The 26,142-nt window shown below is 60.1% G+C and carries 23 protein-coding genes; 8 read left to right on the top strand and 15 right to left on the bottom strand.

The features are described 5' to 3' along the window. Positions 1 to 97: 97 nt before the first annotated feature. Complete coding sequence (locus tag L861_RS22075; RefSeq protein ID WP_016418889.1) at positions 98 to 1,051, bottom strand: radical SAM protein; 954 nt, start codon at positions 1,049 to 1,051, stop codon at positions 98 to 100. Positions 1,052 to 1,133: 82 nt separating this feature from the next. Next, positions 1,134 to 1,634, bottom strand: a complete 501-nt coding sequence (locus tag L861_RS22070) for a C40 family peptidase (RefSeq protein WP_016418888.1) — start codon at positions 1,632 to 1,634, stop codon at positions 1,134 to 1,136. 110 nt (positions 1,635 to 1,744) lie between these two features. Between L861_RS22070 and gloA the strand changes: the two genes are divergently transcribed. Then, positions 1,745 to 2,278 carry a lactoylglutathione lyase gene (gene gloA / locus L861_RS22065; RefSeq protein WP_016418887.1) on the top strand — a complete coding sequence of 178 codons (534 nt, stop codon included), beginning with the start codon at positions 1,745 to 1,747 and terminating at the stop codon, positions 2,276 to 2,278. A 215-nt stretch (positions 2,279 to 2,493) separates the two neighbouring features. Next, positions 2,494 to 4,152: an OpgD/OpgG family glucan biosynthesis protein gene (locus L861_RS22060; RefSeq protein WP_016418886.1), complete on the top strand. Its 1,659-nt coding sequence runs from the start codon at positions 2,494 to 2,496 to the stop codon at positions 4,150 to 4,152. A gap of 63 nt (positions 4,153 to 4,215) precedes the next feature. On the opposite strand, the gene L861_RS22055 is transcribed toward L861_RS22060, so the two are convergent. The 12 genes from L861_RS22055 to L861_RS22000 all read right to left on the bottom strand — a co-directional run bounded on the left by L861_RS22055 (position 4,216) and on the right by L861_RS22000 (position 16,765). Then, positions 4,216 to 5,370: a sulfotransferase family protein gene (locus L861_RS22055; protein ID WP_027947773.1), complete on the bottom strand. Its 1,155-nt coding sequence runs from the start codon at positions 5,368 to 5,370 to the stop codon at positions 4,216 to 4,218. After that, the gene (locus tag L861_RS22050) at positions 5,367 to 6,083 is read right to left on the bottom strand and encodes a hypothetical protein (RefSeq protein ID WP_016418884.1); all 717 of its coding nucleotides are present in this window, start codon (positions 6,081 to 6,083) and stop codon (positions 5,367 to 5,369) included. The genes L861_RS22055 and L861_RS22050 overlap by 4 nt, the downstream gene beginning before the upstream one ends. 93 nt (positions 6,084 to 6,176) lie before the next feature. After that, a complete protein-coding gene (locus tag L861_RS24860) occupies positions 6,177 to 6,524 on the bottom strand; it encodes a cytochrome c oxidase subunit II (RefSeq protein WP_174329840.1) in 348 nt (115 codons plus the stop codon). Positions 6,525 to 6,529: 5 nt separating this feature from the next. After that, positions 6,530 to 7,867 (bottom strand): arylsulfotransferase family protein, encoded by a 1,338-nt coding sequence (locus L861_RS22040; RefSeq protein ID WP_016418882.1) that lies wholly within the window; start codon positions 7,865 to 7,867, stop codon positions 6,530 to 6,532. A 232-nt stretch (positions 7,868 to 8,099) separates the two neighbouring features. Then, positions 8,100 to 8,483, bottom strand: coding sequence for a DoxX family protein (locus L861_RS22035; RefSeq protein WP_016418881.1), 384 nt, complete (start codon positions 8,481 to 8,483; stop codon positions 8,100 to 8,102). Between the two features lie 147 nt (positions 8,484 to 8,630). Beyond that, positions 8,631 to 9,797 carry a lipocalin-like domain-containing protein gene (locus L861_RS22030; protein WP_016418880.1) on the bottom strand — a complete coding sequence of 389 codons (1,167 nt, stop codon included), beginning with the start codon at positions 9,795 to 9,797 and terminating at the stop codon, positions 8,631 to 8,633. Further along, positions 9,794 to 12,295, bottom strand: a complete 2,502-nt coding sequence (locus L861_RS22025; protein WP_016418879.1) for an ABC transporter permease — start codon at positions 12,293 to 12,295, stop codon at positions 9,794 to 9,796. Before L861_RS22025 ends, L861_RS22030 begins: the two co-directional genes overlap by 4 nt. After that, positions 12,292 to 12,957, bottom strand: a complete 666-nt coding sequence (locus L861_RS22020; RefSeq protein WP_016418878.1) for an ABC transporter ATP-binding protein — start codon at positions 12,955 to 12,957, stop codon at positions 12,292 to 12,294. Before L861_RS22020 ends, L861_RS22025 begins: the two co-directional genes overlap by 4 nt. 110 nt (positions 12,958 to 13,067) lie before the next feature. Continuing rightward, the gene (locus L861_RS22015) at positions 13,068 to 14,141 is read right to left on the bottom strand and encodes a metal ABC transporter solute-binding protein, Zn/Mn family (RefSeq protein WP_016418877.1); all 1,074 of its coding nucleotides are present in this window, start codon (positions 14,139 to 14,141) and stop codon (positions 13,068 to 13,070) included. Between the two features lie 33 nt (positions 14,142 to 14,174). Next, entirely contained in the window at positions 14,175 to 15,065 is an 891-nt protein-coding gene (locus L861_RS22010; protein WP_016418876.1) for a metal ABC transporter permease, read from the bottom strand. After that, the gene (locus L861_RS22005) at positions 15,065 to 15,829 is read right to left on the bottom strand and encodes a metal ABC transporter ATP-binding protein (protein ID WP_016418875.1); all 765 of its coding nucleotides are present in this window, start codon (positions 15,827 to 15,829) and stop codon (positions 15,065 to 15,067) included. Before L861_RS22005 ends, L861_RS22010 begins: the two co-directional genes overlap by 1 nt. 261 nt (positions 15,830 to 16,090) lie before the next feature. Further along, a complete protein-coding gene (locus L861_RS22000; protein WP_016418874.1) occupies positions 16,091 to 16,765 on the bottom strand; it encodes a hypothetical protein in 675 nt (224 codons plus the stop codon). Positions 16,766 to 16,989: 224 nt separating this feature from the next. Here L861_RS22000 and L861_RS21995 point away from each other — a divergent pair, with 224 nt between their 5' ends. The 4 genes from L861_RS21995 (at position 16,990) to L861_RS21980 (ending at position 20,684) form a co-directional block, all read left to right on the top strand. Continuing rightward, the gene (locus L861_RS21995) at positions 16,990 to 18,429 is read left to right on the top strand and encodes an APC family permease (RefSeq protein WP_016418873.1); all 1,440 of its coding nucleotides are present in this window, start codon (positions 16,990 to 16,992) and stop codon (positions 18,427 to 18,429) included. A 147-nt stretch (positions 18,430 to 18,576) separates the two neighbouring features. Beyond that, complete coding sequence (locus tag L861_RS23860) at positions 18,577 to 18,801, top strand: type II toxin-antitoxin system Phd/YefM family antitoxin (protein WP_016418872.1); 225 nt, start codon at positions 18,577 to 18,579, stop codon at positions 18,799 to 18,801. Positions 18,802 to 18,943: 142 nt separating this feature from the next. Next, positions 18,944 to 19,936: a HipA domain-containing protein gene (locus L861_RS21985; protein WP_016418871.1), complete on the top strand. Its 993-nt coding sequence runs from the start codon at positions 18,944 to 18,946 to the stop codon at positions 19,934 to 19,936. 1 nt (position 19,937) lies between these two features. Beyond that, complete coding sequence (locus L861_RS21980) at positions 19,938 to 20,684, top strand: HIRAN domain-containing protein (protein ID WP_016418870.1); 747 nt, start codon at positions 19,938 to 19,940, stop codon at positions 20,682 to 20,684. Between the two features lie 9 nt (positions 20,685 to 20,693). Here L861_RS21980 and L861_RS21975 read toward each other — a convergent pair whose 3' ends face one another. Then, on the bottom strand, positions 20,694 to 21,563 hold the full coding sequence (locus tag L861_RS21975; RefSeq protein ID WP_016418869.1) for a WYL domain-containing protein: 870 nt from the start codon (positions 21,561 to 21,563) through the stop codon (positions 20,694 to 20,696). Positions 21,564 to 21,719: 156 nt separating this feature from the next. Here L861_RS21975 and cas1f point away from each other — a divergent pair, with 156 nt between their 5' ends. Both cas1f and cas3f read left to right on the top strand, forming a co-directional pair. Further along, the gene (gene cas1f, locus L861_RS21970; protein WP_016418868.1) at positions 21,720 to 22,697 is read left to right on the top strand and encodes a type I-F CRISPR-associated endonuclease Cas1f; all 978 of its coding nucleotides are present in this window, start codon (positions 21,720 to 21,722) and stop codon (positions 22,695 to 22,697) included. Further along, complete coding sequence (cas3f, locus tag L861_RS21965) at positions 22,694 to 26,086, top strand: type I-F CRISPR-associated helicase Cas3f (RefSeq protein ID WP_016418867.1); 3,393 nt, start codon at positions 22,694 to 22,696, stop codon at positions 26,084 to 26,086. Before cas1f ends, cas3f begins: the two co-directional genes overlap by 4 nt. Positions 26,087 to 26,142 lie beyond the last annotated feature (56 nt).

Raw genomic sequence — 26,142 nt, 5'->3', positions numbered from 1 at the left:
GTTTTTCCCTAACATCGTAGCCAATGGTATCGGGCCGCGGTAGAGCGAGCGACGCAGGGTCGTCGTATCACTTCCGAGGGAGGGGAGGCGAGCGCCATCAGGGCGCACTGCAACTGGCACCGAAGCGGTAGCAGCTGAAGCAGCGGTGGTGGCGCAGCATCATGCGGGTCTCCAGGCTTTCTCGCAGGCTGGTGGTGGCGCCATAGTCCGGGTCGTCGTCGACCAGCGTGCAGGCGTAGACCCGTACCTGGCCGTTCTGCTTGACCAGCATGCGGCTGTAGCTGCACATGAAGTGTGCCTGGCTCTCGGCAGTGGGGTACTTTTCCATGCAGGTTTCGGTGATTTCCGGGGTGTCGTCCTCCGAGCCCGGAGGTCCGAAATCGGGGAAAGCAGTGAAAGCCAGGTTCGCAGGTAGGCCATTGGTGCGGAAGATGTGCCGAAACGCGTTCTCGACGGTGTCGCTGTCTTCGTTTGGGTCCATTTGCCGGGCGATGGAGACCTCGAAGTCGTTGTCGTGTAGCCAACGAATACCTTCCAAGGCCTTGGCGAAGCTACCTTCGCCGCGGTCTCTGTCGTGGCGGGCGGCATTGGGGTAGTCGAGGCTGACACGAAAACGGATCGGGTAGGGCTGCTCTTTGAGGGGGAGTAACTGGTGGGTGCGGCGCAGTAGTGGATCGGTGGCATTGGTCAGCACGAAGCACGGGCGCCGGGCACTGGCATCGACAAGGATGTCGATGAAGCCCTTGATCACGAACGGTTCACCACCGGTGAAGGAGAACTGCTCGACCCCCAATGTTTCTGCCTCATCGAAATAGGGGCGCAGGTCATCGAGTTTCATGGCGTTGAGACGGTCGTCACCCGGGTGCGAGCCCTCCAGACAGAACGGGCAGGCCAGGTTGCAGGCGGTCCCGGTATGGATCCACAGCTCCTTCAAACGTTGGAAGTCCACATAGCCGCGTGGCTCGCCGGCACGAGTATGGGTCCACGGGCCACGAGAAGAAGCGTTCGGCATCAGTTCGGTAACGGGAATCCGCTGCAGCATTGAAGTCATCTGGACATCCGTATGAATCGGGAAGTTTGGGGACAAGTTCGACTCTGTCGTGCCGTCCCCGCCTTTCCTTACATTGAGGTCATCAGGGCGCCGGTCCTGCGGCACCAAGGAAGCGGTCCTGCCAGTATGAGATGTCCAACGGTACGCTAACCACTTCTCGACCTCGCCCGGGGGCGTGGATCATCTGTCGATCGCCTTGATAGATGCCCACATGTGTGGCTTTACTGCGTGAGCCGAAGAACAGCAGATCGCCGGGGCGTGCCTCGTCGACGCTCGGCAATTCGCGGAATTGTTCTGCAGCAGTGCGCGGCACTCGAATGCCGGCAGCGCGATAGGTCATCTGCACCAGCCCCGAGCAGTCCAGCCCTTCCGGGGTATTGCCACCGAAGCGATACGGGATACCCAGTGCCTGCTGGGCACTGGCGAGAATCAGGGCGCGTTCGATGGATAGGTCGGCTTGGCCCGATGCCGTGTCATGTGTCGCAATGCCTCGGCTGGCACAGCCAGCAAGTACCACCAGGCACAACCATGTTGCCAGTAAAGCCAAGCAGCGAAAGGCCGGGTGGCGTGTGTCAGCGCGCATCAGGCATCCTTGACGATAGCTCGTCCGAAGGGACTTGAAAAACTGTGTAGTCAAATACACCTATTACCTAATATGAACCGAAGCTGAAGCAACTTGCAATGGAGAAACCGATGAGCTTTCAAGGCGAGCAGTACCCCGGCGTCAAGGAACCGACCGCCGATTCCCAAGGCTTTCGGCTCAATCACACCATGCTGCGCGTCAAGGATCCGGAGAAGTCGCTGGCTTTCTACAGCCGGGTGTTCGGCATGCGCGTGATGCGGCGGCTGGACTTCGAGGAGATGCAGTTCTCGCTGTACTTCCTGGCCAAGTTGGAAGACGGCGATCGCGTGCCGGAAGACGCAGGCGAGCGCACTGTGTGGACCTTCAGCCAGAAGGGCCTGCTCGAGCTGACCCACAACTGGGGAACCGAGACCCAGGACGATTTCGCTTACCATGACGGCAATGCCGAACCCCAGGGTTTTGGTCACATCTGCTTCTCGGTGCCCGACTTGGATGCTGCCGTGGCCTGGTTCGATGCCAACCAGGTCGAGTTCATCAAGCGTCCCGACCAGGGCAAGATGAAGGACGTGGTGTTCGTCAAGGACGTTGACGGCTACTGGATCGAGGTGGTCGAGGCGACTCGCTTGGCGGCACTGGGCAAGTAACGGCCGATCAGTCATGAGATACCAGCGCCGGGGTTGCTGAACCCCGGCGTTATGATATCAAGGGATGTGTGTTAGCCGAGGCAAGGAAGTGCCGAGGCAAGGAATATGCTGAATCGGTGAACCGCCAGCGGCGATTATCGTCTCATCTCTGGTAATCCGTATTGCCCGGCTACGGCCGGGCGTGAATCGATGGCCCACACACAGGACGACTATTCATGGATCGTAGAAGCCTGTTGAAGACCTCTTTGATTCTGGCCGCTTGGTCAGGCCTCCCGGCGGCCTCGCTCTTTGCAGCGGCCCGTACGAATGACAACATCGATGACGAAGCTCAGCCTTTCGATTTCGACATGTTGCAGCGTAGGGCTCGCGATATGGCCTCCAAGGAATACCAAAGCAACCGGGTAACCTTGCCTCCTACCCTGGCCAGCCTGACTCCGCAGCAATACAACGCCATCCGTTATGATCCCAGCCATTCGCTATGGCATGACGTTGAGGGCCGCCAGCTCGATGCACAGCTTTTCCATGTCGGCATGGGGTTCGATCAACCGGTACGTGTCTACAAGGTGGATCCCGAGACACAGCAGGCCAGGGAGTTTCACTTTAGCCCCGAGCTGTTCGATTACCAGGGGGCCAACGTCGACGCATCGCAATTGCAGGAAGACCTGGGTTTCGCCGGGTTTCGTGTGTTCAAGGCTCCTTCGCTGACCGAGCGGGACATTCTCTCCTTCCTTGGCGCCAGCTATTTCCGCGCTGTCGGCCATACCGAGCAATACGGCTTGTCGGCACGCGGCGTGGCGGTCAACTCCTATTTCGATACGCCGGAGGAGTTTCCGGCATTCACGCACTTCTGGCTGGAGACGCCGGCGGCGGACAGCACCACGTTCACCACCTATGCCTTGCTCGATTCCCCCAGCCTGACCGGTGCCTATCGCTTCGTCATCCATTGCGAAGACGATCGTGTGGTGATGGATATCGACAAGCATCTTTTCCCGCGTCAGGAGATCGCCCAGTTAGGTATCGCCCCGCTGACCAGCATGTTTTTCTGTGGTACCCACCAGCGCCGCATGTGCAACACCATTCATCCCCAGATCCACGATTCCGACCGCTTGACGATGTGGCGTGGCAATGACGAATGGGTCTGCCGGCCGCTCAACAATCCGCCTCGCGTGCAGTTCAACGCCTTCACTGACAGTAATCCCAAGGGCTTTGGACTGTTGCAGATGCACCAGGACTTCGAGCACTACGAAGATGTCCTCAGCAATTACCACAGGCGACCGAGTCTATGGGTCGAGCCCCGGGATGAATGGGGCGATGGCGAAATCCACTTGCTGGAGATCCCCACCACCGGCGAAACCACGGACAACATCGTTGCGTTTTGGAAGCCGGCGCAGCCGGTAGAGGCGGGGCAAGCGCTGAACTTTAGCTACCGCCTTTATTGGAGCGGCGAGAGACCGTTCGACTCCGGTCTGGTCAAGATCGACACCACGCGCAGTGGCATGGGGGGCTTCACTGAGGGATGGGCGCCTGGTGAGCATTATCCCGACGTGTGGGCCCGGCGTTTTGCCGTGGATTTCATCGAGGGCGACATCGAGTCATTGTGGAACGGCGACCGCAACGTTTATGCCACGATCAGTGCCTCTACCGGCGAAGTGCGCGATGTTCAACTGCTATGGATGGATCCCGTCAAAAGCCTGCGTGTGTTGTTCGACTGGTATCCCGAGAACGACCTGCAAGACCCGGTGGACATGCGGATGGTACTGGAGGCCGATGGCGAGATCATCAGCGAAACCTGGCTGTACCAGTATTTCCCGCCGCCCCCGGAGAAGCGCATTTATCCGCCGCATCCCGTCCCGCAAGCCCCGGCGGCTGAGTAAGGACGCGACTTTCGGCCACGGAGCCGCCCCACATTCGGTCACGTCGAATGTGGGGCTTTTCCATCAGTAGCCTGATTCGTTGCTATAGCCGAAACGGGCCGCGACAGGCTGCGTGATCTCTCTGATCAGGGTAAGTTCCCGGTCGCTGAACTTGGGACGGTAGTAAGTGGGGGCGTGCAGCCCCGATGCCGCTTCACGGAGCGCTTGGGGCTCGACCGACAATTGGCTGTGTACATGGACCCGTGTCAGCATCTCTTCGGGCTGACTGCACAGGTCCTCGTAGCGCACCACCAGGCAGGCATCTCGCAGTGCCGGATCGTTGTCGAGCAAGTTCGCCACGTGACGATAGATGTCAGCCCAGTAGTGGGCCCAGCCTTCCACCTCCTGGCCGGTTTCCCAGAGCTCGGTGATCTTGGCCGTCATGGTATCGTCGCCGACATTAATGGCCCGCCGGTCCAAGCCGAATTCGAAATGACCGACCCGGCGCATGTGCTCCAGCGCTCGGGGTTGATTGGTCTCGCCGGTGGTGAACAACGCTTGCTGTTTCATTAGCGAGGCGATATGCCAGACCGGGTCGCGTATCGCCACCAAGAAGCGGGCCTCGGGATAGAGACGATGCAGATAACCTAGCCGAACCAGGTTGTAATTGCCTTTGGCGACATAACGCTGGCGTTGGCGCACGGCCAGCAGCTTGCGTATGTGCTCGTCGTAGAAACGTTCGAACTCCGGGTGCGAGGCTTGGCGATCGAACACGGCGCAATGGTTGGGGTCATGGGCATGGGGGAAGAAGGCCATCCACAGCATTTCCTCGAAGGCCTCGGGACTTTGCGAGGTAATGGTGATGCCATCCTTGTGGGCACGCTCTTGCGCCACTTCCTGGGAGTTGGGCACGAGCGCTAGCCAGCGATTCCACCAGTAGGGTGTCAGTAGTGGCGGGAAGTCGGCATATCGGTGCGTGGCCACATGCGAATGCTCGGCCAGTCGTTCGAGCAGAATCGTAGTGCCCGAGCGTGCCAGTCCCGATACATATACCGGCCGGTCGACCGTGATATCGGCGATGGCATCTTGCACGACACGGGTTTCGAGATTGCCGAGCTTGATCCAGGTACGTGGGGAACGGTTCACCCACCCCCCCAGCACGTGCATCCACGTGGGTACCGTGAAGCCTGGATCCTGGCTTGCCTCGCTACGGGGATCTTGTGCGGAAGAAGTCGTCATTCTATTCGCGCCCACCGATAGATGAATAGGGAAACGATCAGCATCACCGGGAAGAAGATCGCCATCCACGAGCGCATCCAATCCGGCCCGACTGGTAGGTAGGACGATTGGGGAAGGTCTATCTCGACTCGCTCTATACCGCTTTCCTGTGGCAGGTAGCCAAGCGGATTGGCGACCAACCAGTTCCACCAGTGGCGCTGCTCGATCACTGGAACCGGTGCCGATAGGGTGAATTCGGCGCGCAACCGATTGTCTTCGAGGATATTGATGTGCGCCTTATCGTCGATGATGGCCCATTCGATATCGAGGCCACCGGGGGAGGCGACCATTTTGGGCGTGTCGCCCTCCGAGGGGTACGTGTGGCTGTAAGAGGTGTCGAGCCATACCAACAGTGCCAACAAGGGCAGCATGGCAACCAGTGTGGAAGGGACCACCAAGCCGATGTGCTTGAACGCGGCAACGAACTGATGGCGAATCAGCGGGCCGGCATCGGTCAACTCTCCGTCGAACTCATTCAAGCGTTGTCGGGCCTCTCGTGCCGCTCGCTTGGCACGACCGATCTTCGCTTGCGGTGATAGCAAACGATACAACAGTAACGTGACCGCCCCGCCGATAGCGGCCCAGACCATCAGGCGAATGGCGCCAGGCAGCCCCATCGCCATGATCTGATCCAGCCAGGCGAATAACGGTGCAGGTAAATCCAACAATCCCATGCGACCTCCAGACATTCCTTGTGGATACGCGCGAACAGGGCCTTACGGCGGACGGCGGGATCTCACCACCGACCGCCAGGGCACGGCGCGCGATCAGCTCCTGGGTGACCGTGAGGAATCAGGGTCGGCGGACGACGTCCTGGCGTCGGTATCCTGCTGGACCGACGAATCAGCGTCGGTGCGGTACTGGGCCGCCTCTGAGGACTCAGCTTGGGACGCTGCTGCCGCCTGGGCCTTTCGCCGACGCATGCGCCTGATAGGCCACATCACGATGAAGAAGACGGCGACCCCAATGGCCGCAATGAGCCCCCAAAGGGCTGTCAGCAAACTCAACCCCGCCCCTGGGCCGACATAGGCCTGCACGGTAAGGGGAAGAGCGAGACCGGTAACGAGTATCCCCGTGGAGAGGGGAGTGGCGTAGCGTTTGATTTGACGCAACATGGCAATCATCTCCTGGCAGTGTCGAGAGCAGCACGGAAGTCTGCATCGATATCTCCGAGAGCGATGCGTTGTCCCGATGAGACTACGGGGATGAACTGTTCCTTGTTCCCCCCGCGAACCGGGTTGATGAATTCCCAGACGATTTCTCCCGCCCGGTTGACTTCGAACAAGCGACCGCCATCCGATTCGGTAACCAGGCGGTTGCCATTGGGAAGCGTCTCGGCGGCACCCCGCAACCCACTGTTGAAAGGATGCTCGTCGTCTCCACTATAACTCCAGACAATGGCATTGTTCCTTGGGTTCACCTCCAGTATTCGGCTGTTGTTGTTTTCCTGGAAGTTGGCGTAGTTGTCGAAGATCGTGTAGTTGCCGTTCTTCAGGGCGCGGCCATAGTGCTGACCCAACCACGGGCCATGCTGCGCCCAGGTCATTTCGCCGCTTTCCATATCGATCAAACCTACCGCACCTGGGTGGCGAAACGTCACCATGACCTGTCCGGAATTGCCGCGAGCGGGCGGGAAAGCCCGTGTCGTGCCTTCATCGAGAAACTGCACGCTATTGGTATGCAGCGGATCTGACATGGCGAAACTGGGGACCGCGAAGAGCAATTCGTGGTAAGGCGAATCCTTAAAGGCATGCACCAGCGACGTCTTGCTCAGTTCCTCGCCGCTTTCGCCATCGAGTTCGACCAGGTAGTCGTTCAGCCAAGGATCGTTCAGATCGGGGAACCCATCGATGCGTTCCTTGCTGAACTCATTGGTCAAGGTGATGACCCGCCCATCCGGAGCGACGGACAAATCATGGTGGGTGCTGGCGTGGTACTTCCAGATCACGTTCGAATCGCGGTCGATCTTGACGATGCCGTAACCCCACGGCGTGTCGTTGGCCGCTATATAGAGGGCGATCAGGTCGCCATTGGGCATCATGCGTGCCTGACGCCAGTACATCAGTTCTTCTGGCTGTGGATCGCGACCTTGGGGGGATTTGTCCCAGACCTCGCGGTAGGGCAGCGACCAACGGTGGACGACGTTCCCTTCCATGTCGATCAGGTTGGCGTAGTTACCATCACCCGAGGTGTAGAGAGTCAGCCCTTCATAGGCCTCTTCCTGATTATTGATGGTGACCCCTCTTTCATCGGTGCGAGCATCGCGCCATTGGTCCGTCTGAGTATAGGGGTTGTCGACCGAGCGCTGTTTGAGCAATGCCTGGCCCGCTTGGTAGGCATCATGGAAATACTCGTAGGGAAATACCTTGGCCAGGACGACGAATGCGCCGCCCGCAAAGGCAAGGAAGATGATTGCCAGGGAAAAAATGGCAAAACCAGTACGTTCCGACTTGTACATGAATCATGAGTCCTTGGTGCTGTCGTGTTTCCTTGGTTTCCCTTACTGCGCCGACCGCGTATCGAGGCCGGTTATTGTCATCGTTTCAAGCGTAGACGCTCTGAATGGTTACATTACCGACATCACTCCCCTTCGGGGAGTTCCGCCATCGCGCACAATTGCTTCAATTCGCGCCCAACGTAAAACGCCACCGCCTGGGGCGGTGGCGTTCTTGATGAGAAGCGGTTGGCGCTCAGGCGAAACGACGGCTGATCGTCAGCGCTCCGCTTCCCAGGCCGGCCTGCACCAGCAACGCGATGGCCCAGAACACCGGGAATTCCCAGCCGCCGCCTTCGCTGGAGAATACCCAGCCGTTACCCGCATGGACCCAGACGGCGCCAAGCAACACGGGGATCAGGGCCAGGCTCACCCAACGCGTGTAGATGCCGAGAATCAGTGCCAGGCCGCCGCCGACTTCCGCCAGGATGGTCAAGTAGGCCAGGACCCCCGGAAAGCCGATCGATTCGAAGTAGCCAACGGTGCCGGGAATGGTGAACACGAATACCTTGAGCAGGCCATGCGCCAGGGTCATGACGCCAAGGGACAAGCGCAGCAGGGTAGTGGCTTGGGATTGCATTGTCGGTATCTCCTCTCGTGAGATGTCAGGGTATGGCGCCACTCTACCCTTTGCTCATCTGGAGATAATCCCGTGATATTGAAAATCATCGTTGCCTGAATGGAAATAATGCTCTTCACCCGACCTTATGATCGTGACCTTTCTCGTTCAATAGCCGGTCATTTCCAGATAACCCTCGCCCTGGTGACTGCCTTCCACCACCACATTTCCCTCCCAGTAGGGGAAGGAGGTATCCATCCAGCGCTCCGGATGGCGGGCTGTCACGGTGACATCCAAATCCTGGGCCGGCAGGCGCAGCCGCCAGCGGGTGGGAATCTGGCGCCCAGCGACGGAACTGAGCGCCACAGGTGTCAACCATAGGTCATCGGTGGCAAGTGCGGTCTGCTGGCCATCCGTGCTAATCCAGCTTCCCGACACATAGTGATCTCCTCCTTTGCCGCCTCCGCGCAGGCGAAATGCCATCAACTTGGCGCCATTTGCCAGATGTAGCGAGAACCAGTCCCAGCCCTCTTGCGAGGGGCCCAGCAACTGGCTGCTCCACTCGCGGTCCAGCCACGCCCGGCCGCTGACGTTGCGGGTTTCGCCGCCGATTTCCACTTGGCCCTCGACGCGGTAGAACGGTTGGCTGTAATAGAAGGAGCCTTGGCCGTCGGCGGCTTTCTGGCTGAAGCCGTTCTTACCGTGCAGCACCAAGGGCCCCTCGGCGGTCAGCTCGAGGCGATAACCGAAGTCATGGTCATTGTCGTTTCCTTGGGCACTGACCAGTAGTCGGTCGAGAAGGTCGCCAGCAGGGTCCGTTACCCGGCTTTCCAGACGCCAGTGGTCCAACCAGGCCGTGAAAGGGGCGATCTCGACCCCCGCTTGGCCCTTGCCGTCGGGCAACGTCATGCCGCGGGCGAAGCGTTCGGCAACGAAGTGGCTGTCCGGAGTCGATAGTGCGGCGTGGGCCATCCATAACTGCCGGCTGCTCCAGGGCGAACCGGCATCGTTGGTATCGTCATTCCCGGGTGGTGCCAGTGCCTGGCGAAACAGTGTCCACTGGACCCCTAGCGGTTCGCCTTCGGTGTCTTCCAGGTTGGCGGTCAGGTACCACCATTCGATGCGGTAGTCGGGGTGGGCGCCATGGTCTGCAGGGAAGTGCAGCGTGACGCCGGGACGAGCCTGGGCATACTCCTCCGCTTTCTCGCCCAGACCGGCGAAGCTCTCGCTCGGTGGTGTGCTGCGCTGCTGCAGTGCCAGTATCAGGAGCAGCAGTGCCACCAGTACCAGCGCGAGCCAGACACGGAAGCGTGTCGAATGTTTGGCTGGGCTCATATGGCGTCGAACTCCGTCAGCAATGTGCGTGGCGAGGTACGCCACAATCGCCAGGCGGGCAGCAGGGCGGCAAGCAGCGCCACACCCACCGCCAGCCCCAGTGTGACGGCGATCTGTCCTGGAAAGACATGCAGCGGCAGGCGCCAGCCGAAGGCCGCCACATTGATCACTTCGACCAGGCACCAGGTCAAGGCCAGGCCCAGCGGTATGGCTACCGTGGCCGTGATCAGGGCAACGCCAGCGAGTTGAGCGACACCAATGACGGCCAAGGGCAGGCGTGAGACACCCAGTGCCCACAGCGGTGCAAGCTGGGAACGGCGCTGGCTGGTCTGGGCCAGCAGGCTCGACAGCAGGGCCAATCCCGCGACCCCCAGGGTCAGAACATTCAGGGTTCGGGTGATGGCAAAGGTACGCTCGAAGATCTCGGTCGAACGTTGCTGGATCTCACGTTGGTCGATCAGACTGTCGCCTGACATGCCGAAGTGCTGGACCAGTGCACGGCGCAGCGGAGTGACATCACCCGATGTCATCTTTCGATCGAGCACGATGCCGATCGAATCGGGCGACGTCTGAAATCGCTCGCTTAGTTGTGAGGCGGTCAGCATCACTTCGCCGCGCGGGTTGCCATAATCGGGATAGATCGCCGCGATACGCCGCTCCATCACGCCCGTCGGGCTCGACAGCTGTAACCACTGGCCGGGCTCCAGGCCAGTGGCCAAGGCAAGTTGCTCATTGATCATCGCCGCCCCTTGCGAAAACGCCTGCCAAGCGGCCGTCTCGTCCCCCAGGCTGGTCAGCAAAGGCCAATGCTCGGTCAGTGCCGGGTGGGGTGTGACGCCATACACGCCCACTTGGCGCGGTGCCTGGGTACGCATGTCCTCGCTCTCGAGCAGGGTGGCTTCGGCACGTGCCCTGGGTAGCAGGGCTGAAATGTCGGGGCGCGATTCGAGCCAGTCGACGACGGCGGCATATTGTTCGGTGGGGGGATTCAGGTAGAGGTCGGCGACCAGGCGCTGGTCCAGCCATTCGAGAAAGGTCAGGCGAAACCCGCCGACCATGCTGCCTACCCCAAGGTTGGCCGACAACGCCAGTAACAGCGCCATCATCGCCACTGACAGTCGCGGCAGTTGCAACTGCAGATCGGCGGCGGCCCACTGCAGGAGCGGCCGTTTCAGCAGGCGGCTGGCCCCCGCCAGCAACATGGCCAGCAGTGGCGACAACCATAGCGCACTACCTAATAGCAGTGCGGCAATCATTGCGAAGCCCAGGCGCAGCCCTTGTGCCGGTGGCTGATGGGCGAGCCACGACAGCAGCCCCAGGGCAACCAGCCACAGCAGGCTACCCGCCACGGCCATGCCACGGAGCTGACGCAGGAACTGCCCGCGCCAGGCCTGGGCCTGGCCAAGTTCGAGGACGTTTAGGCGTGCCGCTCGCCATAGCGTGCCGATGCCGGCGGTCAAGAGCCCGCCCAGCGTGACGGCCAGCCCACCCAGCCAGTAGTGCCAGGGCAGTATCAACTCACTCCCCAGGCGCTTGCCATACAGGGCGTCGAGGCTGGCGGCGACATCGGGCAGCAACCACTGGGCCAGCCATACCCCGCTGAGAATGCCGAGTCCTGCACCCAGTAGCCCCAAAAGCAGCAGCTCGGTCAGCAGCAGGGCCACCAGCGCCCGGGCCGAGAGGCCCAGAGCGCGCAGTGTGCGCATCAGTCCCAAGCGCTGTTCTAGCGTCAGGCTGAGAGCGGCATGCACGATCAATAACCCTACCACCAAGGCCAGCAGGCCCATGGCGGTCAGGTTGAGGTGGAAACTGTCGGTTAATTGGCCGGGTGCTGCCAGGTTTGCTGCGTGGCCACGTACCAGTGATTCAGGCAGATCGAGTGTTACCTCCGGTGCCACCAAAAGATGGCTCAAACCCTCTTGCTCGAGTAGTGCCTGGGCAGCGGCGATGTCCATCACCGCCAAACCGGGTGGCAGTTCCGGCGCCAGTTGCAACGGCGGTAATTGGCGGCCATCAGCCAGTACCGGAGGCGTTGCATCATCCGCTTGGAGAGCGGCGTAGGTCTCGGGTGCCACACGAGTGAGGTAGGGGGGCAGCAGGAAATCCGTCAGCGTTGCAGCGCCACCGGCCGTCCGAAAGCCGCTGCCTGCCGGCAGGGTCAAGGGATCGATCCCCACCACGTCCAGTTGGCTGCCGTCGGCAAGCTCGAGTTCACTTTCCACCAGTGGCGATACCGGCGCACCGGCCAGACGTAGTGCCAGATAGTCGTGCATCGAAAGTGGCTCGCCGTCGCGACGCTCGATACGGTCGAGTCGCACGCTGAACATCGCTTCGGCGCGAGCATAGCTGTCGCGGGCCGAAGCATTGATCGCTTGCACACCGCTCCACAGGGCACTGGCTACCCACAATCCCACCAGTAGCATGACGAGTTGGCCCGGGTGGCGGCGATAGTGCGAGAACAAGGCAAGGAAAGCGACTCGAAGCGACGCGGCATTCACGGTGCGGTCTCCTCGATTCGCCCGTGGGTGAGCCGCAAGCAGCGGTCGAGTGGTGCCGCCACGCGAGGGCTGTGGGTGACCATCAGCAGCGCGCAGCCGCTGTCCTTGACCAATGCCAATAGCAGTTCCAGTACCTCGTCGGCACTGGATTCATCGAGATTGCCGGTAGGCTCGTCGGCCATCAGCAAGTCAGGGCGGGCCGCCAGGGCGCGACCGATCGCCAGGCGCTGCTGCTGGCCACCGGAAAGCCGCTCGGGATAACGGTCTGCCATCGTGGTCAGCCCCAGGCGCTCGAGCAGGGTGCGATTCCAGGCCGGATCCTCGCGCCCGGCCAGGCGGGCTTGCAAGCGCAGGTTGTCGGCCACACTCAGGCTAGGCACCAGGTGGAACTGCTGGAACACCAGCCCCAGCCGTTCGCGACGCAGGCGCGCCCGGCCGGGCTCCTCCAACGCCGAGAGCGAGCGTCCATCTAGGCGTATCTCGCCACTATCCGGGGTATCCAGCCCTGCCGCCAGGTGCAACAGGGTCGACTTGCCGCAGCCTGATTCCCCCATCAATGCCAAGCTCTCGCCGGCAGCGAGATGCAGGTCGACGCCCTGAAGTACCGACAAGGGCCCCTGTGGTGTGGGGTAGGACTTGTTGACTTGCACGAGTTCGAGCATGACGTTCCTTGGCAGCGGCCGAGCCCAATCATGTTCCCATAAACCCGCCATGTTCCCATAAAAAAGGCGCCATCCGAAGGTGGCGCCCAATCCAGCCAATAAGCGGTCAATCAGTGGCTATGACCGTGGTCATCATCGTCGTGGTCATGATCATGGTCGTCATCGTGACTGTGTTCCCGCTCACCGTCGTCGTGACCTGGTTCGGCCAGGGCCTCATACAGGACGTTGGCGTTGTGGTGCATCATGCCGAGGTAGGTGCTGGCATCGCCTTCGCTTGCCAAGGCGTCGGCATACAGGGTGCCGGCAATGGGCACGCCGGTTTCCTCGGCCAACTGATCGATGGTGGTGGGGTTGGTCATGCTTTCGTGGAACAGGGCCTTGATATCCTGATCGCGAATCACATCGATCAGTTGTGCCATATCCGCTGCCGAAGGGTCGACCTCGGTGGAAAGCCCTGCTGGCGAGAGAAAACGTATTCCATAGGCGTTGGCGAAATAGCCAAACGAGTCATGGCCTGTCACCACGGCGGTATCATCCGGAATCTCGCTCAACATGGAGTGGATTTTCGCGTTGGCGGTTTCGATCTCCTGGATATAACGTTCGGCATTGAGGCGATAGACGTCGGCATTGTCCGGGTCGGCTTCGATCAAACCATCGCGGATATTGGTGACGTAGACCTCGCTCAAGGCAAGGTTCTGCCAGGCATGCGGATCTCGATCACCATGGCCATGTTCGTCGCCCTCCTGCTCGGCATGGTCGTCGTGATCATCATGCCCATGAGCGTCCTCCTCGTGGCCATCATGTCCGTGCTCATCATGCTCGTGGGCATGGCCGTGATAGGCCAGGGTATCGATGCCTTCGGTGGACATCACCAACGGGCCATCGTAGTCGCTGGAATCGATCAGGCGCTCCATCCACCCCTCGAACTGCAAGCCGTTGAACACCACCAGGTCGGCTTCGGTCAGGGCGCGGGCGTGGGTGGGGCTGGGCGAGAACACATGGGTGTCGCTATCCGGCCCCACCAGTGACGTCACCGCGACATGGTTACCGCCCACCTGTTCGACCATGTCGGCCAGGATGCTGAAGCTGGCGACGACATCGATGGGCTCCTCGGCGTAAGCCGGTGACAGGGCGAAGGCCCCGGCGGTGCCCAGCAGGATCCTGAAGGCAAGCGGTTTGTGCATGTGACACTCCTCGTCGATAGCGGTGGGGTGATATCAGGCGGTTTCCCCGGTTTCCAGGGGAGTGGCGTGCCGGTACAGCCTGGCTCGCAGGCTGTTGTAGCGGCCCAGCAGCGCCGAGAATACGTAGCCGATGCCGGCCAGCATGATGATGCTGGGACCGGATGGCAGTGACAGGTGATAGGAAAGCAGCAGCCCGCCGGTACTGGCGACCATGGCCCACAGCACGGCAATGCCCATCAGCCCTTCCAGGCGCTTGCTCCAGAAGCGCGCGGTGGTGGCCGGAAGCATCATCAGCCCAACTGCCATCAAGGTGCCCAGGGTTTGGAAGCCGGCGGTCAGGTTGAGCACCACCAAGGCCAGGAACAAGCCATGTATCAGCCCATGCCGTACCCCCTGGCCACGCAGGAACAACGGGTCCAGGCATTCCACTACCAGGGCCCGGAACATCAGTGCCAATGCCAGCACGATGGCACTACTGATAGCGGCGATCAGTAACAAGGCCGTGGTGTTGACGGCCAGGATCGAACCAAACAGCACATGGGTGAGGTCGACGCTGCTGCCGCCCAGCGAGACCAACATCACGCCGGCAGCCAATGAAATCAGGAAGAAACTGGCCATGGCCGCATCTTCGCGGTGGCCGGTCATCTGCGACACGCTGCCGGCCAGCCCAGCCACCAACAGCCCCGACAGGATGCCACCCAGGCTCATGACCGGCAGCGAGAAACCCGCCAGCAAAAAGCCCAAGGCAACTCCGGGCAAGATGGCGTGGGCCATGGCATCGCCGATCAAGCTCATACCGCGCAGCATCAGGAACACGCCGAGCGGCGGAGCGGCCAGGGACAGTGCCAGGCCGGCGACCGCAGCACGCTGCATGAAACCGTAGTCGAAGGGCACGATAAACCAGTTGTTGAAAAGCTCGATCATCACGATAGGTTCTGCAGGTCGAATGGCAGGATCGGCGCATGATGGTGGCGTTGGTCGCCGCCATGGTGCCGTTCGAGGATGGCTTGGGGAGTCGTCCACTGGCCGTGGCCGCCGGCCAGTACCAGCACGCAATCGGCCAGCCGTGCAAGCTGCTCGAGGTCGTGAACCACCACGATGATAGTGGTGCCTTGATTGGCCATGTCGCGCAGTACCTTGGCCAGCACCTCGACGGTTTCGATATCGACGTTGGCGAAGGGCTCGTCGAGCAGCAGCAGCTCGGCTTCCTGCATCAGGGTGCGGCCCAGCAGGGCACGCTGGCGCTGGCCGCCGGACAGCTCACCCAGCGGGCGGTGGGCGAGATGAGAGATGCCCAGGCGCGCCATGACATCGCGTGCCTTGCGATAATGCGGCCCGCAATAGCCCAGCAGGGCACCATGGCTTGGCCAGGTGCCGGTCATGATCAGCTCTTCCACGCTCATCGGGAAGGTCAGGTCCAGCGCCAACTGCTGGGGCAGCCAGGCGCGGCGCTCCTTGGGTACGTCACATTCGATCGCGCCACCGGTCGGCTTGAGCTCGCCCATGATGGCTTGGATCAGTGTGCTCTTGCCGGCGCCGTTGGCACCCACCAACGCCGTGACGGCGCCTTCTTCGAAGGTGCCGTTGAGGTTCTCCAGCACCGTGCGCCCAGCCTGGGCCAAGTGCAGATCCTTGAGGCGCAGTCGCATCAGTTCCACCACCCCGCGGCCCACGACACTGCCAGCCATAGCCCGGCCAGAGGCACGGCCGCCAGCAACAGCCGCCGGCCGGCTGCCAGCGACATCAAGGAGAAATGACAAGGACCTTCCGGCCGGTGATGGTGACGATGAGCCATGACGAAACCTCGAAACGAGCGAAGAAAGTTATAACATAACAATATGTGCGAAGACCAGACGAAAAACGTCGGACTCATGCCTCATCTCGACGAAGCATGCCGGTCCCTGAATGGCCACCCATGATAGTGGCCAGGCTGGATCGGAAAAAGGGCGTTAATAGCGGATATGCATGCCTACCTGATTGGGGGCGACCACGAATGCATATTCATAATCGAAGTGCATCTCGCCCATCGACAGGCGCGCCGGCTGGAAGTTATTCAAGGCCACGCCGGCCTGGCGGGGCTGGGTCCAGATCTGTAGCTCATTGATCAGCATACCGGTAGCGAAACTGATGGCCCCGTCGCTGGGGCGGTCATCGCCGATACCGATCACCAGACCGCCAGCGGTATTCACGATCAGTGATCCCACGCGTGCTCGCCAGCTACGCCGCTCGCGCTCTACCGCCGCCGTTTGCTCGATCAGTGCCCGGGCAAGGGCCAGGTCGTCCTCGGCGTATAGCCGTTCCAGTTCGCGTCGTGCCTCGGGGTGTGGCTGGCGATCGAAAAACATCCCACCCAGTGCCAGCGCCGACTTCACCGCCCCTACGCGAGCATCGAAGCGGTCGTTGCTATCGCTCGCTTCGCTGGCCTGATAGGCATTGACCGCCAACGTGGTGGCATAGAACCCCGTCCAACCGTATTGCCAATAGTTGGCCTGGCGCTCGCCACGTTCCAGCGCGTCGCGATAGGCATCCCACTCCCGCTCAGCCGATTGGGCCATGGCAAAAGGAGAAACGATCAGCGTCAGGCTGGCGAGCAGGGCAGGCAAGAGAAAACGGAAGCGGGTCATGGCGGCTCCATCGCGGTTGAGCGGAATGTCGTAAAGGTAGCATTGGCGGCTCGCCCGGCCCAGGTGGTTAATGCATGGCTGTATCGTGTCAGCTATTTCGGCGGAGAGCTTGTTGCCGCTTCTGGCGTCAATTATATTGCTCGAGTGTTGATAAAAATTACTAATCAGCACCGATGGTTGAGTTCTCGAGCAGACCAATTCAAACAAACAGTGAGGCAGATGACATGACAACGGATGTGTCTAACGGTGGGCAACTCTCGCGAGTGCTCGCACGCAAAGATGTGCTCGCTTTGGCGTTCGGCGCCATGATCGGTTGGGGCTGGATCGTCATGACCGGCAGTTGGATACAGTCGGCGGGCAGCCTGGGCGCCATCACGGCCTTCGTGATCGGCGGCATCGCCATCGTACTGGTGGGGCTCACCTACGCAGAACTGGCTTCGGCCATGCCCCAAGTCGGAGGAGAGCACGTCTACAGCTACCGCGCTCTCGGTCACTTTTCTTCCTTTCTATGCACCTGGGCGATCGCGCTGGGCTACGTGAGCGTCGTGGCCTTCGAAGCCGTCGCACTGCCGACCGTGGTCGAGCACCTGTTCCCGGGGTATTCCATGGGCTACCTGTGGACCATTGCCGGCTGGGACGTGAACGCCACCTGGGTCGCCGTCGGGGTGCTAGGCTCACTGCTGATGACGTGGATCAACTACGTCGGCATCCGCACGGTGGCGCTGGTGCAGAAAGTCGTCACCTTACTGATCCTGGTGGTCGGTATCATGTTCATCACCGGTTCCCTGTTCGAAGGTGAGCGGGCGACCATGGAGCCGCTGTTCAACACTACCGAGGGCGTCATGGGTGGCATCATGACGGTCATGATCATGGTGCCCTTCATGTTCGTCGGGTTCGACGTCATTCCCCAGGCGGCCGAGGAAATCGACCTGCCATTCCGGGAGATCGGCAAGGTCCTGATGGTGTCGGTGATCCTGGCTGTATTCTGGTATTCGCTGATCATTCTCGGCACCTCCCTGATGCTGGATCCGCAAGCACTCGGCGAGAGTTCGCTGGCGGTGCCGGATGCCATGCAGGCGGTATTCCAGGCGCCCTGGGCCGGTAACCTGATGGTATTGGCGGGAATCGCAGGCATTGTGACGAGCTGGAATGCCTTCTATGTCGGCGGCTCACGCGCCATCTACGCCTTGGCGCATTCCGGCATGCTGCCGGCCTTCCTCGGGAAGCTGCATCCGCGCCACAAGACACCCACCAATGCCGTCTTCCTGATGGGGATCCTGTCGTGTCTCGCTCCTTTCCTGGGGCGCCCGGCGCTGGTGTGGCTGGTAGTGGCCGGTGGGCTCGGCATCGTGGTGGCCTACCTGTTCGTGGCGTTTTCGTTCCTGGTACTGCGCCAGCGCGAGCCGCAAATGCCGCGCCCCTTCAAGGTGCCTTACGGCACGCCAGTCGGCGTAGTGGCCGTGATCCTTTCACTGGGCATGATGGCGCTCTACCTGCCGGGCAGCCCATCGGCACTGTCTGCGGTGGAATGGGCGATCTTCGCCGGCTGGATGCTGCTTGGCCTGGCGATGTACGCCTGGGCCCGCGCACGCTATGGCGTAGCCTTCAGCGACCGCATGATGCAACGCGAACTGGCCGCGACCCAATCGGCTCAACCGCGCTGATTCTTCCGGGTGTTTGCCCTGTCGCCGCTAGGCGGCGACAGGGCTGACTTGAGGCGTCATTCATCGTTTCGTATGAGCGAGGTCAGGTTAGTCCCCTTCCGTTGGCAGACCTAGACTATATAGCAACAGCCATAGGAGGTATGCGTCATGGCTACCGATGTCACGACCCTCTCCAAGGCCCGCCGTAACCTCGAACACTTGTGCGATGACGTCTGCAAACGTCACGAACCGCTCATCATCACCCGCAAGAATGGCCGTCATGTGGTGCTGTTGTCGTTAGAAGACTACCGCCACTTCACCGGCGAACAAGAACCAACCTCCAAGGAACTGGACAGCCTGTATACCGACCTGGAACGTGAAGAGGATGCTTGAGGAAGAGGGAGGCTCGTTTTCTCTGGAATTAGTAGCCTATTTCACCAAGGGGCAGGGAAGGTTACGCTAATGTATCGTGTGGCTCCGTGTCTTGTGGTGACTCAGATGAGGGGGCTGTCCGTCTCAAGCTAGGGATAGCGCCATGATTGATCGCGAGGATATCGAACAAGCTCCTGACCAGATTATCGATATCGCTGATTGGCCGGTATATGAGAACTATGATGTCTTCCCGGAAGGCGCCAGGGATAAGACGCTACGAGTCTGCCCCGAGTCTCCACCCTTCAAATTCTGTCTTCCTGGTCATCGCTACCTGTTCAAGGAGGCGATCAAGAGCGCCAAGAACCCAGGCCAACCAAGGCACCCTGATCAGTATTGGGCGGAAGTGATAGCCTTTCGCATCGGTCGCCTCATGGGGTTGACGCTACCGCCTGTGTTCGTTGCCATCGACTCGTCCATGGATGAGCCGGGCACCGTCAACGAGTGGTTCATGGGTTATCCGGATAGTGAGGACGAGCGCTATTTCCCTGGCGGGGACTACATGCAGCGTCTGATCCCCGGGTATGACCGCAACAAAGGGCGGGATCACAGCTTGTCCACCATCGTCATTCTGAGCAGGGCGTTGGCACGTGAAGGCAGGCTCTCTCACGATTGGAAAACCTATTGGGGCCTCTGCCTCTGCTTCGATGCCCTGATCGGTAACACTGATCGGCATCAGGAAAACTGGGGCTTGATCTGGAGTGACGATGGTTTAACGGCCCGCTTCACGCCATACTACGATAACGGCACCAGCCTGGGTCATGAGTTGCAGCCGAGGAAAATGCAGCGCATGATGCGCGACCCCAATGAGCTCAATGCCTATCTGCGAAGGGGCGAGCATCAGATGCGTTGGATAAAGGGGGATCCTCGACGCCTGCCACTAATAGAGGGCGTCGTACGGTATTGTGAGCACTACCCGGAAGTTCGGCCGATACTGATAGAGCGGTTGAGCCAGTGGCATGAAGACGCGCTGGAGGCCATGCTGCTGAACCTTGTCCGTTTCGATATGCCAGCCCCATTCACACAAAGTCGCGCTGAATTTGTTGCCTTCCTGACCCAGACGAGGAGAGCGCGCCTGCTACAGGCTCTGGAGAACTGACATGAACCGCTTTATCGAACACCTGGTGGAACCACGTCGGCTGCTACTCTACTGGCAGGCCCGTGAGAGCAAGAACCGCTCTCGCTACCGCGTGGGCCAACTGGTGAAGCGGGGAGATCAGGTAGTGCTCAAGTATGACCTGGATGGGTCAGAGATGGCCGAGGCCATGGAAATGGGCTTCCAAGGCTATCCAGCCTTTCGTTTGGAGCAGGCAGAGCACCAACATCAGGTCATGGAAGCCTTTATGCGGCGCCTGCCGCCGCGCAGCCGTCGCGACTTCAGCCGCTACTTGGAACTTCGCGCCATTCCGGCGGATGCTGAGGTCAGCGACTTTGCCTTGCTGGGTTACAGTGGAGCCAAGTTGCCCAACGACGGCTTCGAACTGGTTCACCCCTTCGACGAGCCACCCGAAATATTCGAGGTGCTGCTGGAAGTGGCCGGGTTCCGGCATGAGTCTCAGGTCGAGGTGGGAGAGCTCAAAGAGGGGGATTCCATCCGCTTCTTTCCAGAGCCTGGGAACGCCTACGACTCACAAGCGATTCGCGTTGAGTGTCACGGCCGGAAGCTTGGCTATGCACCGCGTGGGCATCTCGACATGCTGCATCGCATGCTCGAACAGGGAGCCCGCTTGGAAGGTGAGATATTCCGTATCAATGGGACTAGCGATCGACCGCTGGTGTATATACTGACGCGCATAGCACAAGCCTGCCGTCAGTATGCTCACTCTTATACGGCGGTTAGCTATTAATCCGATCTACTAATCCCAGCGGATCCAGCGTTTCAACTCCGCAGCATTGGCAACCTGGATCTGCTGGGCGCGTGGATCGGGTTCCGAATGGTTGGGGTTCACGCCCAGTTCGCGCAATGCGTATAACACCAGTGGGCCGCGGCAGTTCAGTACCAGCTCTCCTTCCGTCATACCGTAATCGACCATGATCAGGCACTGCTCGGTTTCGGGCAGGCGCCGGTCGGGGATCAAACGCACCTCCACCATGGTCTGCCACTCACGGTCGTGCTCGGCATCGTGCTTCCCCAGCATTGGGCCTGTTGGCTCCGGCATGTCGCGAAAGCGGCTGAGCACAAAATCGCGGTAATCGCGATGCTTTTCGCAGAAAGCCCGTACATGCCAGCGCCCAGCGGCGAACACCAGGGTGTGCGGCACGATGATGCGATCCTCACCCTCAGGGCTAGTGAACGACGCGTAAGTGACTTCCAGGCGTAGCCCTTGGCGTGACGCCTTGACTAGCTCGCGCACCACCCGGGGCGGCACCTTGCGGCTAGGCAGTGGCAGCGATTCGGTATCCGCCGTGCCCAGGCCCAGCCCGGCGAAGGGTGAATCCAACCCCAGGTGAGACCCCAGCAAATGCAGGTATTCCTCCACCTTGCCCTGGGTGAATTTGGCTTGGAAATTCGTACCCGGAAGAAACCCTTTGCGCGACTCATCGTAGATCAAGTTATGAGGAAATAAATCACGATATTGTCGCAGTATCTTCTGTGACTGTTGTCGCCCAATCCCGAACGCCTTGCCAAGCTGGGAAGACGCGATTTGTCCCTCCCATAACGCCAGAATTTCGATCAATCGATAGCGGGCCAATGTGTCCCATGGCAGTGGCGAGGCGGTTGGCATAGGACCTCCGTATCTAAGCCTTTGATGTCAGGAGTGTGCCGAAAAAAGCGACCGGGATGAATAGTACCCTGGTTTGATGTACATCAGTGGTAAAGGGGTGGGAGGGGTGCTTAGATGGTTATGAGAAATAAATAAAAGCGCCAGCAGAGACGCCATATGGATGACTTCTCTCCTTCCGACCTCAAAACGATTCTTCATTCGAAGCGTGCCAACCTCTACTACCTTCAGCATTGCCGGGTCTTGGTGAATGGAGGTCGTGTCGAGTATGTCACCGACGAGGGCCGACAATCGAAATACTGGAATATCCCGATAGCCAACACGACTTCGCTACTGCTGGGCACAGGTACCTCGATCACTCAGGCGGCAATGCGTGAACTTGCCAAGGCTGGCGTTCTGGTGGGGTTTTGTGGCGGTGGTGGTACGCCATTGTTTTCAGCCAACGAAGTCGATGTCGACGTCGCCTGGTTGAGCCCGCAGAGTGAATACCGGCCCACCGAATACCTGCAATATTGGGTGCGTTTCTGGTTCGACGACGATCGACGCTTGGAGGCAGCCAAGATGGTTCAACTGGCACGCCTCAAACGTATCGAGGCGCACTGGCCCAACAGTCGCCCACTAAAGGATGCTGGGTTCGACATTTCACCATCAGAACTCCAAAGCGTGCTGAACCGTAGCCGCGAGTCCATTGCGCAAGCCCCCAGCACGACCGATCTGCTCACGGAAGAGGCGAGGTTGACCAAAACGCTCTTCAAGCTCGCCACTCGTGCCGTGAACTATGGTGAGTTCACTCGTGCCAAGCGCGGTAGCGGCACTGATCCGGCCAACCGCTTTCTCGACCATGGCAATTACCTGGCCTATGGCTTGGGAGCGACGGCGACCTGGGTACTAGGCATTCCGCATGGCTTGGCGGTGCTTCACGGCAAGACCCGACGCGGAGGCCTGGTGTTCGATGTGGCGGATCTCGTCAAGGATGCCGTCATTCTTCCTCAGGCCTTCATCTCGGCCATGAATGGCGACGAGGAGCAGGAGTTTCGACAAGCCTGCATCGAGAGCCTGACGCGTACTGAATCACTCGATTTCATGATCGATACCATCAAGGACATCGCCGCCGACCTTGGAGGCGTCTCGTCATGAATGTGCTGATCGTTTCCCAGTGCAGCAAGAATGCGCTCAAGGAAACCAGGCGCATCCTGGATCAGTTCGCCGAGCGTCGAGGGGAGCGGACCTGGCAGACGCCGATCACCCAGGCAGGACTCGATACGCTGAGGCGCCTGTTGCGCAAATCGGCGCGCAAGAACACTGCCGTGGCCTGTCACTGGATACGTGGGCGCGATCATAGCGAGCTGGTGTGGATCGTTGGCGATGCCAGCCGCTTCAATGTACGTGGAGCGGTACCCACCAACACGACCTCGCAAGATATTCTACGTCGCGAAGACGAGAACGACTGGCACTGTGGCGAGGACATCACGCTGCTGGCAGGGCTTGCTGCCTTGATGCATGACCTGGGCAAAGCCATTGAAGCCTTCCAACTGCGGCTGCAGGGCAAAGGCCCTCAAGAGCGCAACCTGTATCGGCATGAGTGGGTATCCCTCCGCTTGTTTCAGGCCTTTATTGGCGAGGATGATGACGCAACCTGGCTCAAGCGGTTGATGGAACCCACTGAAACCGATACGGCGACATGGGTGAACCGCCTGCAGTGCGATGGCCTGAACGCCTTCGATGCCCAGCCGTTCAAGCATCTTCCGCCATTGGCGGCCGCCATCGGATGGCTGATCCTGTCGCATCATCGATTGCCGCTCATGCCGAGTGGTTCGCTAGATGATAGTGGCCGACCTAAGTTGGGTGGCAGAGTGTCAGGGTTTCAAGCCTCCAGGCTGAGAGACCTTCCCGGCGATATCACGGCGGGCTGGAATGAAATCTGCACTACCGACGACAGGAAGCGGATCGAGCCCTACTGGTCGTTCCCTCATGGTTTGCCTGTTACTACGGCGAAGTGGCGGGCGCGAGCAAGTCACTTGGCTGAGCGGCTGTTGTCCCGTACCAAAGGCAGCGAAGGGAAATGGTTGGACAACCTTTACCTAATGCACTTGGCTCGCCTGACATTGATGCTGGCCGACCATCACTACTCCAGTTTGACCGAGCCCGGCAAGCGGGTGAGAGGCGAGCTGGATTACCCCCTATACGCCAACACCGACCGCAAGACCGGTGAATGTATCCAGCCGTTGGACGAACACTTGCTCGGTGTGGAAAAGCACAGCGCGGCGATCAGCCGCTCGCTGCCGAGTATGGAGCGGAACCTGCCTCGCATCGCCCGTCACAAAGGATTTCGCAAACGCAGCGATCACCCGCGCTTCCGCTGGCAGGACAAGGCATTCGATCTTGCCTCGGGCTTGCGTGAGCGATCCCGACAGCAAGGCTTCTTTGGCATCAATATGGCCTCGACCGGCTGCGGGAAGACGCTGGCCAATGGCCGAATCCTGTATGCCCTGGCCAATCCCGATCAAGGGGCCCGCTTCTCCATAGCACTGGGGCTGCGAACTCTCACCCTGCAAACGGGGCAGGCCTATCGGGAGCGTCTTTCCCTCGGCGAAGACGAACTGGCGATTCGTGTGGGCGGCAGTGCCAGCCGAGCCTTGTTCGAGCACCACCAGAGCGAGGCCGAGCAAAGCGGCTCCGCTTCCATGCAAAGGCTGATCGAGGAAGATTCCCACGTCACCTTCGATGGCAATTTCGATGGCCATCCGGTGCTGCGCCGCCTCAATGACGACCCAAGCGTCAAGTCGCTGATCTCCGCGCCAATTCTGGTATGTACTGTCGATCATCTGGTTCCCGCGACGGAAGGTCTGCGCGGTGGGCGCCAGATCGCTCCTATGCTGCGCTTGATGAGTAGCGATCTGGTTTTGGATGAAATAGACGATTTCGATATTAACGACCTTCCAGCGTTGACCCGACTGGTGCACTGGGCCGGGATGTTAGGCTCACGCGTGCTGCTCTCCTCGGCGACCTTGCCACCTGCACTGCTCCAGGGGCTGTTCGATGCCTATCAGGATGGCCGGGCGCAGTATCAAAACAATCGTGGCGAACCCGGGCGACCAGTGGAGATTTGCTGTGCCTGGTTCGACGAGCATGACCGTCAGCACAACGAGTGTGGGACGACAGAAACCTTCGCGGAAGCGCATCGGGCGTTTGCCAATAAACGCCATGAACGGCTTGCCAAAGCCGTGGTACGTCGACGTGCTGAACTGATGCCGCTGTCTAATCTCGCTGGCAAGCGGAGAGAAGTGATCTGCCAGGGGTTGGCTGACCTGCTTAGAGATTATGCCGAGACACTGCATAACCGTCATCACAGCATCGATCCCCACAGTGGCAAGCGGGTGAGCTTTGGTCTGATTCGAATGGCCAATATTGAGCCAATCGTCGAGGTGGCACGTGCGTTGTATGCGTTGGGAGCTGAAGTTGGCCAATGTATTCATCTTTGTGTCTATCACTCCCAATTCCCACTGTTGATGCGCTCTGATATCGAGAGCCGCCTCGACCAGGCTCTCGACCGACGCGACGAAATGGCCGTATTCGAACTGCCTGATATCCGTCGCCGTCTCGATACCTCCCCGGAAGACGACCAGCTGTTCATCGTACTGGGGTCGCCCGTCACGGAAGTGGGGCGCGATCATGACTATGACTGGGCCATCGTCGAGCCATCCTCGATGCGTTCGTTGATCCAGTTGGCTGGCCGTATACGCCGTCACCGGGAAGCGGAATGCACTTCGCCGAACCTGATTGTGCTCGACACCAACCTGAGTCACGTGGAGCGCCCCAACGCCCCGGCCTTCTGTCGACCCGGCTTCGAGGGGCCGGGTGAATGGTTGCTAAACAGTCATTCACTTACGAAGTTGATGACCCCCGATGAGATTGAGGTGATCGATGCGCGGCCACGTATTGTCGAGCGGGCGGAGCTGCGGCCTCACGACAGTTTGGTCGATCTTGAACATGCACGATTGAAGAAAAGGATGGTGGTGGCCAAGACTGCTGATGCTCAGGCCGACCCAGTTGATCCTGTCGATCTGGAAAGCCTGTCGCCCAGGCAGCGCAGGAAACTACGGCCATCGTCCGAAGTACCACCTTTGGGCGCTTATACCTGGTATGTCGTGCCGCGTGTCACCTTGACCGGAGTGATGTCACAGCAGCTTCCCTTTCGCGAGCAGAGCACGCCGCAGGTCGATTTAGTGCTGATGCCCGACGAGAGTGGCGAGGACTGGCGTTTACAGATGATCTGGCAGGGCAAGAAACGACGGGATTGGGAGTATGTCGACGCCGAGGAGAAGCTCGAACGTTGTGATCTGGAGATAGGTGAGCGCATCGCGGTCTGGGGACAAACCGACTACGTCGATGCGCTGGTGGCTCTGGCCGATGAGATGGATTTGCCATTGGAGGCTTGTGCCAGGAAGTTCGGTACCGTGACGGTGCCCAAGAACGACAACGGGTGGCGGTTCCACCCGGTGCTCGGATTTACGAAGCAAAAATGAGGAGGGATGGTGCTGGACCGGCCCACTGCCTGTGCGGCAGCAATTTTTCACCCTAA

Source organism: Litchfieldella anticariensis FP35 = DSM 16096 (assembly GCF_000409775.1).
Classification (GTDB): Bacteria; Pseudomonadota; Gammaproteobacteria; order Pseudomonadales; family Halomonadaceae; genus Litchfieldella; species Litchfieldella anticariensis.
Note: the sequence above shows the minus strand (reverse complement) of the source record. Positions and strands in the feature narration are given on the sequence as shown.

Coding starts and splice junctions, on each gene's coding strand:
- L861_RS22015 (WP_016418877.1), bottom strand. CDS start 14,141: ATGCACAAACCGCTTGCCTTCAGGATCCTGCTGGGCACCGCCGGGGCC.
- L861_RS21995 (WP_016418873.1), top strand. CDS start 16,990: ATGACAACGGATGTGTCTAACGGTGGGCAACTCTCGCGAGTGCTCGCA.
- gloA (WP_016418887.1), top strand. CDS start 1,745: ATGAGCTTTCAAGGCGAGCAGTACCCCGGCGTCAAGGAACCGACCGCC.
- L861_RS21985 (WP_016418871.1), top strand. CDS start 18,944: ATGATTGATCGCGAGGATATCGAACAAGCTCCTGACCAGATTATCGAT.
- L861_RS22060 (WP_016418886.1), top strand. CDS start 2,494: ATGGATCGTAGAAGCCTGTTGAAGACCTCTTTGATTCTGGCCGCTTGG.
- L861_RS21980 (WP_016418870.1), top strand. CDS start 19,938: ATGAACCGCTTTATCGAACACCTGGTGGAACCACGTCGGCTGCTACTC.
- L861_RS22040 (WP_016418882.1), bottom strand. CDS start 7,867: ATGTACAAGTCGGAACGTACTGGTTTTGCCATTTTTTCCCTGGCAATC.
- L861_RS22070 (WP_016418888.1), bottom strand. CDS start 1,634: ATGCGCGCTGACACACGCCACCCGGCCTTTCGCTGCTTGGCTTTACTG.
- cas3f (WP_016418867.1), top strand. CDS start 22,694: ATGAATGTGCTGATCGTTTCCCAGTGCAGCAAGAATGCGCTCAAGGAA.
- L861_RS22050 (WP_016418884.1), bottom strand. CDS start 6,083: ATGGGATTGTTGGATTTACCTGCACCGTTATTCGCCTGGCTGGATCAG.
- L861_RS22005 (WP_016418875.1), bottom strand. CDS start 15,829: ATGGCTGGCAGTGTCGTGGGCCGCGGGGTGGTGGAACTGATGCGACTG.
- L861_RS22075 (WP_016418889.1), bottom strand. CDS start 1,051: ATGACTTCAATGCTGCAGCGGATTCCCGTTACCGAACTGATGCCGAAC.
- L861_RS23860 (WP_016418872.1), top strand. CDS start 18,577: ATGGCTACCGATGTCACGACCCTCTCCAAGGCCCGCCGTAACCTCGAA.
- L861_RS22055 (WP_027947773.1), bottom strand. CDS start 5,370: ATGACGACTTCTTCCGCACAAGATCCCCGTAGCGAGGCAAGCCAGGAT.
- L861_RS22020 (WP_016418878.1), bottom strand. CDS start 12,957: ATGCTCGAACTCGTGCAAGTCAACAAGTCCTACCCCACACCACAGGGG.
- L861_RS24860 (WP_174329840.1), bottom strand. CDS start 6,524: ATGTTGCGTCAAATCAAACGCTACGCCACTCCCCTCTCCACGGGGATA.
- cas1f (WP_016418868.1), top strand. CDS start 21,720: ATGGATGACTTCTCTCCTTCCGACCTCAAAACGATTCTTCATTCGAAG.
- L861_RS22035 (WP_016418881.1), bottom strand. CDS start 8,483: ATGCAATCCCAAGCCACTACCCTGCTGCGCTTGTCCCTTGGCGTCATG.
- L861_RS22030 (WP_016418880.1), bottom strand. CDS start 9,797: ATGAGCCCAGCCAAACATTCGACACGCTTCCGTGTCTGGCTCGCGCTG.
- L861_RS22000 (WP_016418874.1), bottom strand. CDS start 16,765: ATGACCCGCTTCCGTTTTCTCTTGCCTGCCCTGCTCGCCAGCCTGACG.
- L861_RS21975 (WP_016418869.1), bottom strand. CDS start 21,563: ATGCCAACCGCCTCGCCACTGCCATGGGACACATTGGCCCGCTATCGA.
- L861_RS22010 (WP_016418876.1), bottom strand. CDS start 15,065: ATGATCGAGCTTTTCAACAACTGGTTTATCGTGCCCTTCGACTACGGT.